Origin of the sequence: Streptomyces sp. NPDC051217 (assembly GCF_044455465.1) — a bacterium.
GTDB lineage: Bacteria > Actinomycetota > Actinomycetes > Streptomycetales > Streptomycetaceae > Streptomyces.
The window spans coordinates 342033-358887 of record NZ_JBITEV010000002.1 but is presented as its reverse complement, the minus strand read 5'-3'; the positions used below and the strand labels follow the sequence as shown (position 1 = coordinate 358887).

15 protein-coding genes and 1 pseudogene are annotated in these 16855 nt (G+C 71.1%); 5 read left to right on the top strand and 11 right to left on the bottom strand.

Annotation, left to right across the window (positions count from 1 at the left end):
• Positions 1-121: 121 nt before the first annotated feature.
• Entirely contained in the window at positions 122-490 is a 369-nt protein-coding gene (locus ACIBBB_RS06715; RefSeq protein WP_398979433.1) for a hypothetical protein, read from the bottom strand.
• A gap of 361 nt (positions 491-851) precedes the next feature.
• Here ACIBBB_RS06715 and ACIBBB_RS06710 point away from each other — a divergent pair, with 361 nt between their 5' ends.
• Positions 852-1637 carry an Fpg/Nei family DNA glycosylase gene (locus ACIBBB_RS06710; protein ID WP_398980055.1) on the top strand — a complete coding sequence of 262 codons (786 nt, stop codon included), beginning with the start codon at positions 852-854 and terminating at the stop codon, positions 1635-1637.
• Positions 1638-1698: 61 nt separating this feature from the next.
• Here the strand turns inward: ACIBBB_RS06710 and ACIBBB_RS06705 are convergent, their stop codons facing one another.
• Together ACIBBB_RS06705 and ACIBBB_RS06700 are read right to left on the bottom strand one after the other, a co-directional pair.
• Positions 1699-2124 (bottom strand): hypothetical protein, encoded by a 426-nt coding sequence (locus ACIBBB_RS06705; protein ID WP_398979432.1) that lies wholly within the window; start codon positions 2122-2124, stop codon positions 1699-1701.
• Positions 2125-2506: 382 nt separating this feature from the next.
• A complete protein-coding gene (locus tag ACIBBB_RS06700; RefSeq protein WP_398979430.1) occupies positions 2507-3535 on the bottom strand; it encodes an NAD(P)/FAD-dependent oxidoreductase in 1029 nt (342 codons plus the stop codon).
• Here ACIBBB_RS06700 and ACIBBB_RS06695 point away from each other — a divergent pair.
• A pseudogene (locus ACIBBB_RS06695) lies at positions 3524-3817 on the top strand (transposase family protein); the annotation flags it as partial. The gene ACIBBB_RS06700 and the pseudogene ACIBBB_RS06695 sit on opposite strands and share 12 nt — an antisense overlap.
• A gap of 23 nt (positions 3818-3840) precedes the next feature.
• On the opposite strand, the gene ACIBBB_RS06690 reads toward ACIBBB_RS06695, so the two are convergent.
• From ACIBBB_RS06690 to ACIBBB_RS06675, 4 genes are read right to left on the bottom strand one after another with little or no spacing between them, the layout of a single operon-like run.
• Entirely contained in the window at positions 3841-4974 is a 1134-nt protein-coding gene (locus ACIBBB_RS06690; protein WP_398979428.1) for an XdhC family protein, read from the bottom strand.
• Positions 4967-7138: a xanthine dehydrogenase family protein molybdopterin-binding subunit gene (locus tag ACIBBB_RS06685; RefSeq protein ID WP_398979426.1), complete on the bottom strand. Its 2172-nt coding sequence runs from the start codon at positions 7136-7138 to the stop codon at positions 4967-4969. The genes ACIBBB_RS06690 and ACIBBB_RS06685 overlap by 8 nt, the downstream gene beginning before the upstream one ends.
• On the bottom strand, positions 7135-8127 hold the full coding sequence (locus ACIBBB_RS06680; protein WP_398979424.1) for an FAD binding domain-containing protein: 993 nt from the start codon (positions 8125-8127) through the stop codon (positions 7135-7137). Before ACIBBB_RS06680 ends, ACIBBB_RS06685 begins: the two co-directional genes overlap by 4 nt.
• Complete coding sequence (locus ACIBBB_RS06675) at positions 8124-8714, bottom strand: 2Fe-2S iron-sulfur cluster-binding protein (protein WP_398979422.1); 591 nt, start codon at positions 8712-8714, stop codon at positions 8124-8126. Before ACIBBB_RS06675 ends, ACIBBB_RS06680 begins: the two co-directional genes overlap by 4 nt.
• A 176-nt stretch (positions 8715-8890) precedes the next feature.
• Here ACIBBB_RS06675 and ACIBBB_RS06670 point away from each other — a divergent pair, with 176 nt between their 5' ends.
• Positions 8891-9472, top strand: a complete 582-nt coding sequence (locus tag ACIBBB_RS06670) for a TetR/AcrR family transcriptional regulator (protein WP_398979420.1) — start codon at positions 8891-8893, stop codon at positions 9470-9472.
• Positions 9473-9566: 94 nt separating this feature from the next.
• Here the strand turns inward: ACIBBB_RS06670 and ACIBBB_RS06665 are convergent, their stop codons facing one another.
• Positions 9567-10508, bottom strand: a complete 942-nt coding sequence (locus ACIBBB_RS06665; RefSeq protein WP_398979419.1) for a sigma-70 family RNA polymerase sigma factor — start codon at positions 10506-10508, stop codon at positions 9567-9569.
• A gap of 10 nt (positions 10509-10518) precedes the next feature.
• Entirely contained in the window at positions 10519-11709 is a 1191-nt protein-coding gene (locus ACIBBB_RS06660; RefSeq protein ID WP_398979417.1) for an NAD(P)/FAD-dependent oxidoreductase, read from the bottom strand.
• Between the two features lie 202 nt (positions 11710-11911).
• Here ACIBBB_RS06660 and ACIBBB_RS06655 point away from each other — a divergent pair, with 202 nt between their 5' ends.
• Positions 11912-12463 (top strand): AAA family ATPase, encoded by a 552-nt coding sequence (locus ACIBBB_RS06655; protein ID WP_398979416.1) that lies wholly within the window; start codon positions 11912-11914, stop codon positions 12461-12463.
• 20 nt (positions 12464-12483) lie between these two features.
• Here ACIBBB_RS06655 and ACIBBB_RS06650 read toward each other — a convergent pair whose 3' ends face one another.
• Positions 12484-13194, bottom strand: a complete 711-nt coding sequence (locus ACIBBB_RS06650) for a GntR family transcriptional regulator (protein ID WP_398979414.1) — start codon at positions 13192-13194, stop codon at positions 12484-12486.
• 104 nt (positions 13195-13298) lie between these two features.
• Between ACIBBB_RS06650 and ACIBBB_RS06645 the strand changes: the two genes are divergently transcribed.
• On the top strand, positions 13299-13832 hold the full coding sequence (locus ACIBBB_RS06645; RefSeq protein WP_398979412.1) for a YbhB/YbcL family Raf kinase inhibitor-like protein: 534 nt from the start codon (positions 13299-13301) through the stop codon (positions 13830-13832).
• Between the two features lie 32 nt (positions 13833-13864).
• On the opposite strand, the gene ACIBBB_RS06640 is transcribed toward ACIBBB_RS06645, so the two are convergent.
• The gene (locus ACIBBB_RS06640) at positions 13865-16714 is read right to left on the bottom strand and encodes an ABC transporter substrate-binding protein (RefSeq protein ID WP_398979411.1); all 2850 of its coding nucleotides are present in this window, start codon (positions 16712-16714) and stop codon (positions 13865-13867) included.
• Positions 16715-16855 lie beyond the last annotated feature (141 nt).

The window sequence follows — 16855 nt, the reverse complement described above, 5'->3', positions numbered from 1 at the left end:
GCAGCACCACCCCACCGGAACTGTGGAACCCGGCGCCCGTCCGACGCGACAGCCGGGCCGCCAGCATTCCCACGACCAACTCGCAACAGCGATACGGCCCGCCGGAAGAACCGACGGACCGTCACGAAGCGAGCCCTTTGAGATAAGCCGGCAACCACTCGCTGAACGTCATCTTGTAGAGAGTCCAGGCCGGACTGTCGAACTCCTGGACCACGACGCGCCAGGGCGACGAGGGGGCATCGGGAACGCGAAGGAAAACCGCCTCGCCCGTCGTGGCGGTTGCCACCGGTATCAATTCCCCGGGGCCACTCCCTACCGGACTGGGCAGGAACTCCACCAACTCCACCATGTCCTCGTCGCGCCATAGCTCACGGAAGTCCGCAGGGAGTTCGATACCGAGTTCCCGCTCCAGTTCGATCCACGGCACCGGATCCGACCAGTTGAACCGTGATTCACCCAACAGGGCTTTGATTTCCGAAAGCGCTGCCACCTTTATGCCCTTCTAACACTTCGAGCCGATGCCGGTAGGGGAGTTTATCGCGGTGCACGAGGAGGTATCCGCGATATCTCCCTGGGGCCCGTATGCGGTCATTCCCACCTGAGCGAGTGTTGGAACAGCCGACTGTGGATCTCCGTAGATGGGAACGACCGAAATGGACAATTTATTGCCGGGCTTGACGTCGACGTGGAACAGCCCCTCTTCGTCCGGGTCGTACGGGCCCCTTTCACCGGTGGGCCGGCTGCGCAGCGCCACCGGACGACCGCCCGACGGGAATCTTCGCGAGCACATCGGTGAAGATTGGTGCTTCATTGTCCTATGGGTTCGTACGTGAAGAGCGGTGGTGAACGACATGCCTGAGCTGCCCGATGTCGAAGCCTTCCGAAGGGTTCTCGTCTCCTGCGCTGTGGGCAGGCGGATCGAACGGGTCGAGGTGTACGACACCGGCGTCCTTCACGGGGTGAGCGGACGCGGGCTGCGACGTGATCTGGAGGGCCGGACATTCGCCGAGCCTCAGCGGCACGGAAAGTGGCTGCTTGCCCGGACCGACGGCCCCACGGTCCTGCTGCACTTTGGAATGACCGGACAACTCGTCTGCTGCGGACCGGACGATCGGCTCCATGACCACGATCGTGTGGTGTTCGCGGTGACCGGCGACCGGCAGCTCCGCTACCGAGATCAGCGCAAGCTCAAGGGCCTCTGGCTGCTGGACGAGCCGGGCGTCGCCCGGATGCTGGACGGTCAGGGACCCGACGCCACAGAGGTGACACGCGTCGCCTTCGAAGCGCTGCTGTCCGGGCGGCGCGGCAGCGTCAAGCGGGTCCTTACCGATCAGTCGGCGCTGGCCGGTCTGGGCAATCTCCTCACCGACGAGATTTTTTGGCGTTCCCGGCTGAACCCGGCCCGGAAGGCAAGCGGTCTCACCCGTGAGGAACAAGACCGTCTGTACACCGAAATGCGCCGTACGCTGCGTTCCGCGGTACGTGCCGGCCGCGTACCGCCGAGAAATACCTGGCTCACCGGACACCGTGACGTAGTCGGTGCCCCCTGCCCGCGCTGCGGTGAGCCGCTGCGCAGAGGCCGTATCGGAGGACGCGGCACCGTGTGGTGCCCTCGGTGCCAACCTGATGTGTCCTGAATTTTCGGGTTGGTGTGCGCTCGATTCGAACTGAGAAGGCGGGCGGGTTCCGACCAGTGTTTCAGGATGGGCAGATCCGGTCCGGAAGTCCCGCGGGCATGCCACGGCGTTCGTACTGCGAGAGGTCACGGCCGATGGCGTCGCACAGGTGGCGTTTCCAGAGTTCGGGGTCGTGGCGGATCAGGTCAAAGCGTCCCCGGCCGTCGTTTCCGAGGCTGCTTTCTTCGGACCGCGCCCGCAGCAGGGTCTTGCCGTTCCGTGTGGCCGCCACGAAAGACCGGTCCGTCGCAACGTCGTAGGTCTTGAAATGGGTGGGGTCCGACAGCTGCTGAAAGCGCACGGAGCTTCCGTTGGCTACGTAGAACTCGCCGGCGTTGCCGGTGAAGCTGAAGGTGAACCCGTCTCCGCTGAAGGTACGGTTCGAGCCAAGCGGCCCCCGAGCGGGCCGACCACTCTCGTCGGCTGTTGCGCGGTCTCCGCCGACCACAGCTCCAGCATGCCGCCCGCGGTCTTCGCGGCGGCGTACCGCCCGCTGCTGTCGAGAAAGGCCCGCTCGACGTCCGGGCCGAGGGTGACGCGGAGGTCCTTCAACGCGTTCGCTCACTACAACCTCCGACACTCGGGAGGAGAGATCGTAACGAAATCAACGTCCCTCGCGTCCAACGGTGTTGAGCCTTTGACGTCCGTTCCTGGGAAGGGAAGTTGATCTCATCGATGGTCTTCGGCCGTCCCGGACGCGGCTCGTCCTCCAGCCCTGCCAGCCCCTGCGCCCGGAACCGCTCCCGCCACCGAGCTCGTTCCCGCGCCTGCGGTCCCGTGCACCCACCATCCCGACCCCAGACCGTAAAGCAACTAACGACGCACACCCATCAGAAGCGGTCCGGGCGGCAACCTGACAGAGCCGACTCGACGGTTCCGTCGACCAACTCCCGTGCGACCAGGCGGCCCACGGCCGCGGCGAGCGTGACCGCCGAGTGCATCACTGCCACGTAGAGACCGGGGACCTCGGCGACCGGGCCGACGATCGGCTCCCCGTCGGCCGGCATCGGGCGCACTCCGAGTCGGGTGCTGAGCAGTTCGACGCTCCCGGTGCCCTGGAAAGTGGACCGGACGGCGGCAAGGGTCCGTTCGGGCGAGTCCGCGGCGGCGATCAGCCGGTCCGCGGCGACCTGCCGGAGATCGAAGTCCTCGGTGTTGACCACGGTGCGGACCAGACCGGCCGGGGCGCGGAGCCGGAACAGCGGCGACGGCGACGGTTCGACCGGGACGCGTACGCCGAGCGGCGCGCCCAGCGCGGCCGTGGCAACCCCGGCCGCCAGCACCACCGTCGCACCGGAGAGGGGCCCTGCCGCCGTCTCGACCCCGGCGATCCGGCCCGCCGCATCCCGGCGGACCGCGGTGACCGGCGTGTCCAGATGTACCCGGGCTCCATGGGTGCGAGCGCCCGCGACCAGCCGCTCGGTCACGCCCACCGAGTCAACAGCGCCGTCATCCGGCGCCCAGAGGGCCCACTTCGGAGGCTGTCGAAGGGCGGGCTCAAGCGTTGCCACGGTGGCCGCGTCCACGATCGTCTGTCCGGGCCCGGCGTCCGGCGCACCGGCCTCCCCGGTCCAGCTCAGCGAGCCGGACCAGGTCACCGGGAGTCCCGGCAACTCGGCCCCGAGTCGGTGGTACTCCGCCGTCGCGGTGGCCCGCAGCCCTGCGGCAGGACCTTTACGCACGCCGGACGCTCCGACCCAGGCGAACGAGTCCGCCGTCACGCCGGCGCCTGGCTGCCCGGCGTCGACCAATGTCACGGTGGCGCCCGCCCGAGCGGCGTGATAGGCCACCGATGCGCCGACAATGCCGGCGCCGACGACGACCAGGTCCCTACTCACCGGTGGGCTCAACACGTTCACGACCTTAGCGTCCGCCCGCGCGGCGTGGTGGGCCGACGCCCTTTGCCGCGCAACCGCAACGACCGCAAGGCGTGGGAGCCGTCCGGTGCGAAGGCCGCCGCCGGCAGGACCACGGTCCTCGCGGACAGCGGCTACCGGGCCACCGGTCCGGTCATCCCGCACCGCCGGGAACCCGGCCGGAGCGAACCCGAGGAATGGACAGAGGAACACAACACCTCGCACCGCGAGGTCCGCGCCCGCGTCGAGCACGCGTTCGCCCGGATGAAGACCTGGAGGTTCCTCCACCTGCCGGGCCACACCGGCGATTACACGCGGGAGGAGGCGATCGCCGCGCGGTGGATGGGCTCCGCCCCGCCGGTCAGTGGCAGGCCCGTGCCCCCTCGCCGGGCGGCGACGACCTCCGCCGCGATGGACAGGGCGGTCTCCTCCGGCGTACGGGCGCCGAGGTCCAGGCCGATGGGCGAACGCAGCCGGTCCAGCTCGTGTTCAGTCAAGCCGGCCTCGCGCAGGCGCCGAAGCCGGTCCTCGTGAGTGCGGCGTGAGCCCATCGCGCCGACGAACGCGAAGGGCATCCGCAGCGCTTGGGTGAGCAGCGGAATGTCGAATCTGGCTTCGTGCGTGAGGACGCACACCACCGTACGTCCGTCGGTCGGGGTACGCCGCAGATAGCGGTGCGGCCAGTCGACGACGACTTCGTCGGCCTCGGGGAAGCGGGCCTCGGTGGCGAAGACGGGCCGGGCGTCGCACACGGTCACGTGATGGCCCAGGAACTTCCCCGCCCGCACCAGCGCGGCGGCGAAGTCGACCGCGCCGAAGACGATCATGCGGGGCGGCGGCACGCTGGTCTCGACGAGCAGGGTGAGCCCACCCGGGCAGTGCGACCCGTCCTCGGAGAGTCCGACGGTGCCGGTGCGGCCCGCGTCCAGCAGGGCGCGGGCCTCGGCCCCGGCGGTGCGGTCCAGCTCCGGGTGGCCTCCGAGTCCGCCCTCGTGGGTGCCGTCGGCGCGGACGAGCAGGGCCCGCCCGAGCAGTTCCTCCGGACCATGCACCACCCGGGCGAGGGCGGCGGACTCGCCACCGGCCGCCGCGGACAGCGCGGCCCGCAGCACCGCCCGCTGCGGCGAGTCGGCGGGAACCGGCGTGACCATCATGTCGATGACCCCACCACAGGTCAGCCCGACCGCGAAGGCGTCCTCGTCGCTGTAGCCGAACTGTTCGCGCACGGTCCGGCCGTCCTGGAGGGCCCGCTCGCACAGTTCGTAGACCGCGCCCTCCACACAGCCGCCGGAGACCGAGCCGATCGCCGTGCCCTCGCTGTCGACGGCGAGGGCGGCGCCGGGCCCGCGCGGCGCGCTGCCCCCGACGGAGACGACGGTGGCGACGGCGAACTCCCGGCCCTCCTCCATCCAGCGGTGCAGCTGGCCGGCGATGTCAAGCATCCGCCGCTCCTCCGCCGGTCCGGGACGCCTCGGCCGGGTCCGGCACCGACGCCGTCAGTACGCGGTCGGGCCGGATCGGCAGGTTCCGGTGGCGTACGCCGGTGGCGTGCCAGACCGCGTTGGCGACGGCCGCCGCGGCGCCCACGATGCCTATCTCACCGACGCCCTTGATGCCGACGGGGTCGTCCGGGTCCTCGTCGTCCACCCAGTCCGCCTCGATGTCCGGGACGTCCGCGTGTGTGGCCATGTGGTAGCCGGCGAGGTCGGGGGAGTAGTGGCGGCCGGTGTCGCGGTCGCGGACCGCCTCCTCGTGCAGGGCCATGGAGATGCCCCAGGTCATCCCGCCGACGAGTTGGTTGCGGGCGGTGAGCGGATTCACGATCCGGCCGGCGGCGAAGATGCCCAGCATGCGGCGCACCCGGATCTCTCCGGTGGCGGTGTCCACGGCGACCTCGGCGAACTGCGCCCCGAAGGAGTGGCGTTCCTTCTGCGCGAGGGCGCGGATGGCTTCGGTGGTGTCGGACCGGACGGTGATCCCCTCCGGGGGGATGTCCGGGGTCACCGCGAGCCGCTCCAGCAGCTCGGCGGCGGCGGCCGTGATCGCCCAGGCCCACGAGCGGGTGCCCATCGATCCGCCGGCGATCATCGCGGGGCCGAAGTCGCTGTCCCCGATCCGTACCCTGACGCGTTCGGGCGTGGTCTCCAAGGCGTCTGCGGCGATCAGGGTGAGCGCGGTGCGGGCGCCGGTGCCGATGTCGGCGGCGGCGATCCGTACGCTGAAGGAACCGTCCGCCTCCGCCGTCACCTTGGCCGTCGAGGGTCCGGCTCCGGCGCCGAAGGACGCCGCCGCCGTGCCGGTGCCCAGCAGCCAGCGTCCGTCGCGGCGCACGCCGGGCCGCGGGTCGCGGTCCGCCCAGCCGAACCTGCGGGCGCCCTCGCGGAAGCAGGCCGGCAGGTTTCGGCTGCTGAACGGGAGCCCGGAGACGGGGCCGGTCTCCGGCTCGTTGCGCAGGCGCAGTTCGATCGGGTCGACACCGCACCGTTCCGCCAGTTCGTCGAGTGCCGACTCGATCGCGAAGGACCCTGGGGCCTCGCCCGGTGCGCGCATCCAGGTCGGGGACGGCACGTCGAGCCGTACGACGTGGTTGGCCGTGCGGTGGGCGTCGGCGTCGTACATCACGCGGGCGACGCCGGCACCGGGCTCGACGAACTGGTACACGGTCGACGTCTGGTTCAGCGAGTGGTGCTCCAGGGCGCGCAGCCGGCCGTCGGCGTCGGCGCCGAGCCTGACGCGCTGCGTGGTGGGGCTGCGGTAACCGGCCAGCGAGAACATCTGACGCCGGGTCAACACCACCCGTACGGGGCGTTGCAGGGCGGTGGCGGCCATCACGGCGGACACCTGGTGGGCCCGCAGGCCCTTGCTGCCGAAGCCGCCGCCTATGTGCTCGGAGCGCACCCGCACCGAGGACTCGTCGAGCGAGAACATCTTGGCCAGCTCGCCCTGGATCCAGGTGGCGCCCTGGTTGGAGTCGACGACTTCCAGCCGGCCGCCGTCCCACAGGGCGGTCGCGGCGTGCGGCTCGATCATGCTGTGCTGTTGCTCGGGGGTGGTGTACCGCGCGTCCACGACGACGGCGGACGAGGCGAGTTGGCCCTCCAGGTCACCCTTCTCCGTCTCCGCCGGCATGTGTCCCTCGCCCGGGTAGGCGCCGGGGTGGTCGGCGACGAGCACGGTGTCGTGCGGCTCCTCGTCGTACGTGACGATCAGCGCTTCGGCTGCCTCCCTGGCCTCCTCGGGCGTCTCGGCGACGACCAGGGCGACCGGCCAGCCGGCGTACGGCACCCTGTCGTTCTGGAAGACGGCGGCGGTCGGATCCGGCGGAACGCCGAGCATGCCGATGTAGTCGGTGTTCAGGCGCGGTGCGTTGCCGTGGTGCAGCACGGTGAGCACGCCCGGCATGCTGAGGACCGCGGCGGTCTCGACCGAGCGGATCCGACCGCGTGTGACGGTGGACAGCGCCAGCCAGCCGTGGGCCAGTTCGGCGAAGGGGATCTCGCCCGCGTAGCGGGCCGCGCCGGTGACCTTGTCTCGGCCCTCGACGCGCGTGTGCGCGACACCGACGGCCCGCCGCAGCGCCGCGGCTCCCGGTGAGGTGATCGTCATCGGGCCTCCCCTTCGGCGAGTTCGGTCAGGACGGAGACCACGAGGTCGCGCATGAGGGGCACCTTGTATCCGTTGTCGGGCAGCGGCCTGGCGGCCGCGAGTTCGGCGTCCGCGGCGGCGGCGAAGGTCTCGCCGTCGGCCGGTGCGCCGGTCAGGACGGCTTCGGCCGCATGGGCACGCCAGGGCCGGGAGGCGACGGCCCCGAAGGCCAGACGCGCTTCGCGTACGACGCCGTCCTCGATGTCGAGTGCGGCCGCGACGGAGCCGATGGCGAAGGCGTACGAGGCGCGTTCGCGCACCTTGCGGTAGCGGGAGCGCGCGGCGACCCGGGCCGGCGGCAGGCTGACATGGGTGATCAGCGCACCGGGCGGCAGGGCGGTCTCCCGGTGCGGGGTGTCGCCGACGGGGAGGTAGAAGTCGGTGAGCGGCACCTCGCCCGGCCCCTCGGGTGTCTCGTAGGAGACCACGGCGTCGAACGCGGTGAGCGCGACACCCATGTCGGAGGGATGCGTCGCCACGCAGTGGCCGGAGGCACCGAGGACGGCGTGGTTGTGGTGCTCACCGCCGATGGCGGGGCAACCGCTGCCCGGGGCACGCTTGTTGCACGGTTTGCTCACGTCGGAGAAGTAGCCGCAGCGCGTGCGCTGGAGCAGGTTGCCGCCGACGGTGGCCATGTTGCGCAGCTGCCCGGAGGCGCCCGCGAGTACGGCCTGGGTCAACGCCGGGTAGCGGCGGCGGACTTCGGGATGGGCGGCGAGGTCGCTGTTGGTGACGGTCGCTCCGATGCGCAAGCCGCCGTCCGCGGTGCGCTCGACGCGGTCCAGGGGAAGTTCACGGACGTCGACGAGCCGGGCGGGTCGTTCGACGCCGGTCTTCATCAGGTCGACGAGGTTGGTGCCGCCGCCGAGGAACCGGGCGTCCGGGTCGGCGGCGAGCAGGGCGACCGCACCGGCGACGTCATGGGCGCGCTGATAGCCGAACTCCCTCATGCGGTCGCCTCCTTCGCGGCTGCTGTCCGCTGCTCGTCGCGCGTTCCTTCGTAGGCCTCGGCGGCACGGGTGACAGCCTGGACGATCGAGACGTAGGCGCCGCAGCGACAGAGATTTCCGCTCATCCGCTCGCGTATCTCGTCGGGCGTCAGCGGTGGCGGCCCCGCCTCGGGACCCACGTCGTCGGTGACGGCGCTCGGCCAGCCGGCGGCGTGTTCCTCGATGACGGCGACGGCCGAGCAGATCTGGCCGGGTGTGCAGTAGCCGCACTGGTAACCGTCGAGGTCGAGGAACGCCTGCTGGACGGGGTGCAGTTCGTCACCCTCGGCCACACCTTCGATGGTGGTGATCTCCCGCCCCTCGGCCGCGACCGCGAGGTTCAGGCAGGAGACGACGCGACGGCTGTCGACCAGGACGGTGCAGGCTCCGCACTGCCCCTGGTCGCAGCCCTTCTTGGTGCCGGTGAGATCGAGGCGCTCGCGCAGGGCGTCGAGCAGGGTGGTGCGGTGGTCGATGGACAGGTGATGCTTCTCGCCGTTGATGTTCAGGGTGATCGCACTGGACGTCGACGAGGGCGCTGGGGCCATGATCAGCCTTCTTTTGCGTCTGGTGACAGGGAATCGGGCTGTGGGCAGCGGGCCGCTCGACGGCGGCCGACGCTAAGGTGGTGACAAACCGGACTGCTGTCCACTCACACAAACGTAACGGACAGTTGTCCGGTTAACAAGAACGGGATTCGGCCACGAACCCGGGAGGAGAACGTGTGCCCCAGCCGAAGAAGGACACACCTCTGCGTTCGGACGCGCAGCGCAACCGCGAACGCATCCTTCAGGTGGCCATGGTCGAACTGACGCGGTGTGCGGACGTTCCGCTCAGCACGATCGCCAAGAGGGCCGGCGTCGGCCAGGGCACGTTCTACCGAAACTTCCCCCACCGCGAGGCCCTGGTCCTGGAGCTCTACCGCTACGAGATGCAGCAGGTCGCCGAAGCGGCGGCCGAGTTGCTGGAGACGCGCGAACCGGAACGGGCGCTGCGCGAGTGGATGGACCACCTCGCCCGGTTCGCCATGACCAAGGCCGGGCTGGCGGACGCGATCCGGCTGGTCACCAGCGCCCCGGGCGGCCCCGAAAGACCGGGCCCCACACCGGTGGTGGACGCCGCCGGAACCCTGCTCCGCGCCAACGAGGAGGCCGGCACCATCCGCCCCGGAGTGACCGCGGACGACTTCTTCCTGATCATCGGGGGCCTCTGGCAGATCGACCCGCGCGAGGACTGGCAGCCGAGGGCCACCCGGCTCCTCGACATCGTCATGGACGGCCTGCGCGCGGGGGCGCCCGGCCGGTGACCGGACAGGGCGTCGACGGCTCCCGGGTACGTCGAGGAAGCGACACTTGAGGAAGCGACGCTCCACCCCTTCGGGAGCGTCGCGACCGTGCCGGTCACAGCCACGCGCTGATGACGGGCGCGTCGGGTTCGTGCAGTCGCCAGATCTTGTTGAGGCGCGCGAGCCGGTCCGCGGCGGCGATGCCGCGCAGGGACGCGACCTTGCCTTCGCTGATGTCGAACGCCACGGCGCCCACGACCCGGTCGTCGACCACGGCGAGGACGGCCGGGGAGCCGTTGACCCGCGCGATATGGATCGCCGGTGAGGCGCCGACCAGCCGCCGCTTCGCCGGTGTGGGCTTGAAGCCGGCCCGCACATAGGAGGCGACCCGCTCGCGCGTCGTGAAACGCAGCATCCGCTTGGCCAGTCCGGCGCCGTCCGAGATGGCCGTCACGTCGTCGGTGAGCAACGCCACCAGCCGTTCGGTGCGCCCCGACGTGGCGGCGGCGAGGAACTCCTCGACCACCCGGCGCGCGGACGCGGGGTCGGTCTCGCCGCCGCGGCGGCGCTCGGCGGTGACCCGGATCCGGGCCCGGTGGACATGCTGCTGGCTCGCGGACTGGGTGATGTCGAGGATCCCGGCGATCTCGGCGTGGCTGTACGAGAAGGCCTCACGCAGGACGTAGACGGCCCGCTCGACCGGCGAGAGGCGCTCCAGGAGGGTCAGTACGGCCAGGGACACCGATTCGCGCTGCTCGAAGGTGTCGGCCGGGCCGAGCATCGGGTCGCCGTCGAGGAGCGGCTCGGGCAACCAGGCACCGGCCGCCCGCTCGTGGCGCGCCCGCGCCGAGCGGAGCCGGTCGAGGCAGAGATTGGTGGCGACCTTGGTCAGCCACGCCTCCGGCACCTCGACCCGTTCGCGGTCGGCGGCCTGCCAGCGCAGGAAGGTGTCCTGCACGGCGTCCTCGGCGTCGGCGGCCGAGCCGAGCAGACGGTACGCGAGTGAGGCCAGCCGGGCCCGGCTGGCCTCGAACCTGTCGATGGCCTCACTGTCCATGCGCAGCAGCCTATGCGGCGACCGTCGCACCGGCCCGGTCGGTCTCGGTGGCCAGGCGGCGCTTGCGCTTCGGCATGCCGAAGGTCGGGTGGGCGATGCCCCATCCGGCCCCCCTGAGCACGCCCGCCTTGATCCGCGCGGCGGTCCGGCCGCCCAGGTACCAGGACTTCGACCGGACGTCTCCGTCCACCATCTGGATGATCGCGTCCCGCCGCCCGAGGCTGATGTGGTTGCCGTGGTACTTCAGTCCGGTGGTCGGGACCTGACTGCCCGTCAGGCGCGCGATGATCGCGGCGGTCGCCTGCATGTTGGTGAAGCCGGCCGAGGCGCAGGACATCGGCAGCGGCCGGCCGTTCTCGCCGATCGCGTAGGCGCAGTCGCCGGCGGCGTAGACGTCCGGGTGCGAGACCGAGCGCATGGTGCGGTCGACGACGATCTGGCCGGTCCCGGCGACCTTCAGGCCGCCGGCGGCCGCGATGGGGTGCACGGCGAACCCGGCCGACCACACGGTCACGTCGGCCGGGATGGACGTACCGCCGGCGGCGATCGCCCATGACGGCTCGACGGCTTCGATGCCGGTGTGCTCGTGGACGGCGATGCCGAGCCGGTCGAAGGTTTGGCGCAGGTGCCGGCGGGCCTTCGGGGAGAGCCAGGCGCCCAGCTCGCCGCGGGCGGCGAGCGCGACCGAGAGGTCGGGCCGGGACTCGGCGAACTCGGTGGCGGTCTCGATGCCGGTCAGCCCCTCACCGACGACCAGCACGGTGCCGCCCCGGCCCAGGCCGGCCAGGCGCTCGCGCAGACGCAGCGCCGAGGGCCGGCCGGTCACATCGAAGGCGTACTCGGCCACGCCGGGGACGCCGTGGTGGGCCACGGAGCTGCCGAGCGCGTAGAGAAGAGTGTCGTACGCGAGTTCGCCGTCGCCGTCCTCGCCGGTCACGGCGACGGTCCCGCGCCCGGGGTCGACGCCGGTGACGCGCGCCAGGCGCAGCCGTACCCCGGTGCCCGCGAATACGTCGGCGAGCTTGCGGGACGCGAAATCCTGGCCGATCGCGAGCTGGTGGAGCCGCATCCGCTCGACGAAGTCGGGCGCGGCGTTGACGACAGTGATCTCGGTGTCGGCGGGGGAGAGGCGGCGGGTCAGGTTTCCGGCGGCGAAGGCCCCGGCGTAACCGGCGCCGAGTACGACGATGCGGTGCTTCATGGCGTTGCTCCTGTCTCGTTCGCGTGGCCTTTGAACGAGACGGCGCCCCGATTGCTGACAGGGGCCGGGTGTGACGCGGGTCATCGAACTGGGATTCGGTCGGCGGGAGCTCGCGTGGCGGGACACGGAGCGGACAGTTCGCAAGAACCGTGCCTGGAGAATACGCTTGTCGACCCCCGGGACCGCTGCCACGATTCCGGTCATGACCTCTGACGGAGCACCGAGTTGCCTGCTCGTGGCGGGGATGCCGGGGGCCGGGAAGTCGACGGTGACCAGGCTCGTCGCCGAGCGGCTGCCGCGTTCCGCCCGGCTCGGCGGGGATGAGTTCAACAGGATGATTGTCAGCGGTTTCGTCTGGGCCCTGGGCGAGCCCGCCGACGAGGCGGCGCGGCAGGTGGAGCTGTTGCACCGCAATCTGTGCGCGCTGGCGAACAACTTCGCCGACGCCGGCTTCACACCGCTGATCGATGCGATGATCCCCTCCCGCGAGAAGCTGGACTTCTTCCTCGAACTCCTCCCGGCTCGACGGGTCTTGTTCGTCGTTCTCGCACCGGGCATCGAGGTGTGCCGGTACCGCAACACCATCCGTGATCCGCGGGAGCGGTTCGACTTCGACGGTTACGAGGATCTCGACGCCGGCATGAGGCGTGAACTCGGCGATGTCGGCTGGTGGTTCGACACCGCGGCCCTCACCCCCGAGGAGACCGCCGACCGTATCGTCCAAGAAGCCCGCCATCACGCCCCGGTGAACTGACCGCACGTCCCAAGACCTGTTCAGGTCGCGGCAGCCTGTTCGGCCTCACCCCGTGGCGGGGCGGTCAGTACGTCCGCGGTCTGGGTGAGGTGCTGGGTCAGGACCTCCGCGGCGGTGTCGGCGTCGCGGGCGAGCGCGGCCTCTTCCAGCAGGCGGTGTTCCAGGGCGCCGTCCCGGTCGGGGTCGCGGTGTGCCGACCAGCGTCGGGCCAGCTCGCTCGCGGTCCACATCCGGTCGAAGGTCTCCAGCAGGACCGGGTTGCCGCAGCCGTCCAGCAGGGTGCGGTGGAAGACCCGGTGGGCCTCGGCCCAGGTGCTGCTGTAGTGCTCGCCTTCGTCCGGCGCGTACGCCGGGGTACGGGTCAGGCGGTGGTGGGCGGCTCGTACGCGTGCTTCCCAGTCGACGTCGCCGCGTTCGACGGACATGCGCAGTACAGCGGGTTCGATGGTCCGGCGGGCCTCCGCGATCTCCTGCCAGCGGCGGTCGGAGACGGCCGGGACGGCGAAGCCGCGGTTGGGCAGCCGGTCGGCGAGGCCCTCGCCGACCACCCGTACGAGCGCCTCGCGTACGACGGCCAGGCTCACGCCCTGTTCCTTGGCCAGATCGTGCGGTTTCAGCGGGTCGCCGGGGGCGAAGTCCCCGCGCATGATCGCGTCCCGCAGGTGTGTGTACACCTGCTCGGAGAGCATCCGCTTCCCGGAGGGTGCCGAAGTGGGAGCCGTACCAGTCATGGGCCTCAGCATAGACGATCTTCTCAATAATCGATTATCCATGTTACTGTCGATTAAGTGGTGAGTCCACCGCCCCAGCGCACAGCTATGAGAGGAACGACGCGATGAGCGCCAACGACCCCTTCGCCCGCCTCCCCGAGGCGGCGTCCTTCTCCGTCACCAGCACCACCGTCACCGACGGCGCGCCATGGCCGCCCGAGCAGCACGCCTCCGGCCTGCCCGGCGGGAAGGACATCTCCCCGCAACTGTCCTGGAGCGGCGCCCCGGAAGGCACCAAGAGCTACGCCGTCACCGTCTACGACCCCGACGCCCCCACCGGGTCCGGGTTCTGGCACTGGGCGGTCGCCGACATCCCGGCGACCGTCACCGAACTGCCCGAGGGTGCCGGCGACGACGCGGGATCGGGCCTGCCCGCAGGCGCCTTCCAACTGCCCAACGACGCCCGCGCGGCCCGCTTCATCGGCGCCGCCCCGCCGGCCGGGCACGGCCCGCACCGCTACGTCACCGTGGTGCACGCCCTCGACGTCGCTTCCATCGGTGTCCCCGCCGACGGCACCCCGGCCGTCCTCGGCTTCACCATGGCCGGCCACATCCTCGGACGCGCGGTGCTGACCACCACCGCCGACACGCCCGCCTGACGACCGGCATGTCCCGCCTCATCGGGCGCGTGTCATTCGGTCACATACGCGTTGAGCGGTGACAGCCCGTCCAGATCCACCTGGACGCCCTTCAGCCTGGAGGTGTGGAGGAAGGTGCGTACCGGCACGTACACGGGAATGGCCGCCGCCTGCTCCATCACCCGACGGTCGACGGTGGACCACTTCTCTCCCGCCGCCGCCAGGTCGGCCGTCGCGTTCGCCTCGTCGATCGCGGTGTTGACCGCGGGGCTGTCGAGCCGGGAGAAGTTGGAGGTGGTCGGGTAGGTGTAGCGGCCGTCGAAGGAGTCCGGCAGATACGCCGACGCCAACGGGAGGCCGCCGGTGTTCATGGGCAGGCGGACCAGGTCGTACTCGCCTTCGCCCACGTTCTCGTAGAGGTCGGAGACGTCGACGTTCTTGAGTGTCACCTTGAAACCGGCCTCGCCCAGGGCGCGCTGAACCACCTTCGCCCGTGCTTCGTCGGCTGTCGTCGCGTAGGCGAGTGTGAGCGGATAGCCCGTCTCGCCGGCCTCGGCGAGCAGCGCGCGGGCGCGGGCGGGGTCACCGTGCTCCCCGGCACCGTGTACGTCGAAGTCACGGGAACCACGGATGCCCGGCGGCATGAGGTGGTGCGTGGCGACACCGTCCTCCCCGCTCGCGGCCAGGACGTCGGCCGCCGGGTACGCGGTGGCGATGGCCTGGCGGACCTTCAGTTCCGGTACGCGTTCGGTGTCGATCGAGTACACGTGGACGAACGGGGCCGGCGACGTCACCCGGTGCGTGCCGCTGCCGGCGGCGCCGTCCGTCGTGCCCAGGCCGTCCTTGTCCTGCGATCCGGAGAACGTCATCACGGCGGATGCCGAACCGGCCGCGCGGATCCGGGACTTGATCTCGTCGAGGGTGAGCGCGCCGGTGATCTCGTAACGGTCGGGGTACGCGGTGCGGACGGGGTCCGTGTCCGCGCGCCACTTCGGGTTACGGGTGAGCGTGAGGTTCTTGGCGTCGGTGAAGGAGTCGATCTGGTACGGGCCCGTCGACGGCAGGAGTGTGGAGGTGGCGGAGATCTCGGACACCCGCTCCGGCACGGGTGCGCTGTTGGGGCCGGCCAGGACCACGTTGAAGTCGGGGTGGGCGCCGTCGAGATGGAAGACGATGGTGCGGTCGTCCGGGGTCTCGATGGCGCCCGGCGGCATCTCGTGCTCGCCGCCGATACCCTCCGCGTCCTCGGGGCCGAACAGGAAGCTCCGGAGGGTGCGGTCGCCCATCGGGAAGGCGGCGGGGTCGAGGGCGCGCCGGATCGCGTACACGAAGTCCTGGGCGCGGACGGGTGATCCGTCGTTGTAGGTGAGGCCCGGCTTGAGGGTGAAGGTCCAGTCGCGGCCGTCCAGCGACGGCCGGCCGGTGTCCTCGGCGAGATCCCCGACGAGGCGGACGGAGCCGTCGGGCTGGGTTTTGAAGGCGGTCAGGCTGCGGTGGACGAGGCGGGAGATCAACCTCTCGGATCCGGACCACATGTTGCCCGGGTCCAGGGTGGTGATGGTGCCCGGTTCGAGGACGGTGACCGTGCCGCCCTTTCGGGCGTTCCGCACCGCCGGGGCGGGGCCCCTGGAGTCGGCGCCGGAGCCGAGCGTCAGAGTCTGGGTCTTCGCCACCGGGGCCACCGCGCCGGACCCGGGTCCGCCTGTGCCGCTCTTTGCGCCGTTCCCGTCGCCGTCACCGCCGAAGGCCTGGAAGGTCAGGAGCGCGACCGCGAGCACGGCGGCGGTCGCGGAGGCCCCGATCCATGTGCCGCGCCGGCGCCGAACTGTCCGGGGAGCCGTGGCCGGCTTCTTCGTGGGAGTCGGAGGAGGCAGGGGGGAGAGCATGCCGGTATCGGGGCGTATGGCGCCGACGGCGAGTCGCCGCAGAGGTGAGGCCGGGGAGCCGTCCCCCTGCTCGGGGCTTACCCGGCGCGTGCTCCCCGGTGCGGTGGACGCGGAGAGGTGCGCGGGATCGCCGGTGTGATCCGGCGGCTCGACAGGAAGGGTGTCGGCGGGGAGTCGCGGGGCGGGCAGGGCCAGTTCCTCGAATACCGCTCGCGCCTCCTGCGCCGTCGGTCTCCGGTCGACCGGCTTCGCCAGCATCCGCCCCACCAGCTCGTCCCACTCGCGGGCCAGCCCCCCACGCCGTACCGACGGCCTCTGCGGTGTCTCGTACACATGGCTGTGCATCAGCGCGGGCGCCGACACCGAGTCGAAGGGCGGCGCGCCGGTGAGCATCTCGTACACCATGCAGCCCAGTGCGTACACGTCCGTACGGCCGTCGTCCGCACCTCGTGTGAAGCGCTCCGGTGCCATGTAGGGCAGCGTGCCGATGGGAGAGTCGGCAGTGGTGGTGAGCCGGCCGCCGACCGTCGCGTCGAGGAACTTGGCGATGCCGAAGTCGAGCACCTTCGCCGTGCCCTCGTCGGTGAGCATTACGTTCGCCGGTTTGATGTCGCGGTGGACGATGCCGGCCCGGTGGGCGGTCGCCAGCGCCCGGCACACCTGCGCCGCGATCATCGCGACCCGCTCCGGCGCCAGAGGCCCCTCGGCCAGCAGCTCACGTACGGTCCGGCCCGAGAGCAACGCCATGACGAGGTAGGGGGCTTCGCCGTCCGCCCCGTGGTCGAAGACCGGCACGATGTACGAGCTGTCCAGGGCGGCGGCGGCCCGCGCCTCCCGGCCGAACATGGCGAGCAGCCGGTCCCGCTCGGCGCCTGCCGTGCCCGGGGGCAGGCTCAGCAGCTTGACGGCCACCTGGCGGTCGAGCCGCGCGTCCGTGGCGCGCCACACCTCACCCATGCCACCGGCGCCGATCCGCTCGGTGAGCGTGTACCGACCGTCAAGGGTCGTGCCGCGCATCCCAGCCCCCTCGCTCAAGGAATCGGCGGTCTCAATGTACCTGCGCGGCAGGTGTGTTGAGGGTTTTGGGGGTGAGATGCGGAGGCCGGGCACGTGCGCGCTCGTGCGGGCTCGAATACCCGGCCCGTCGGGACGGGCCGG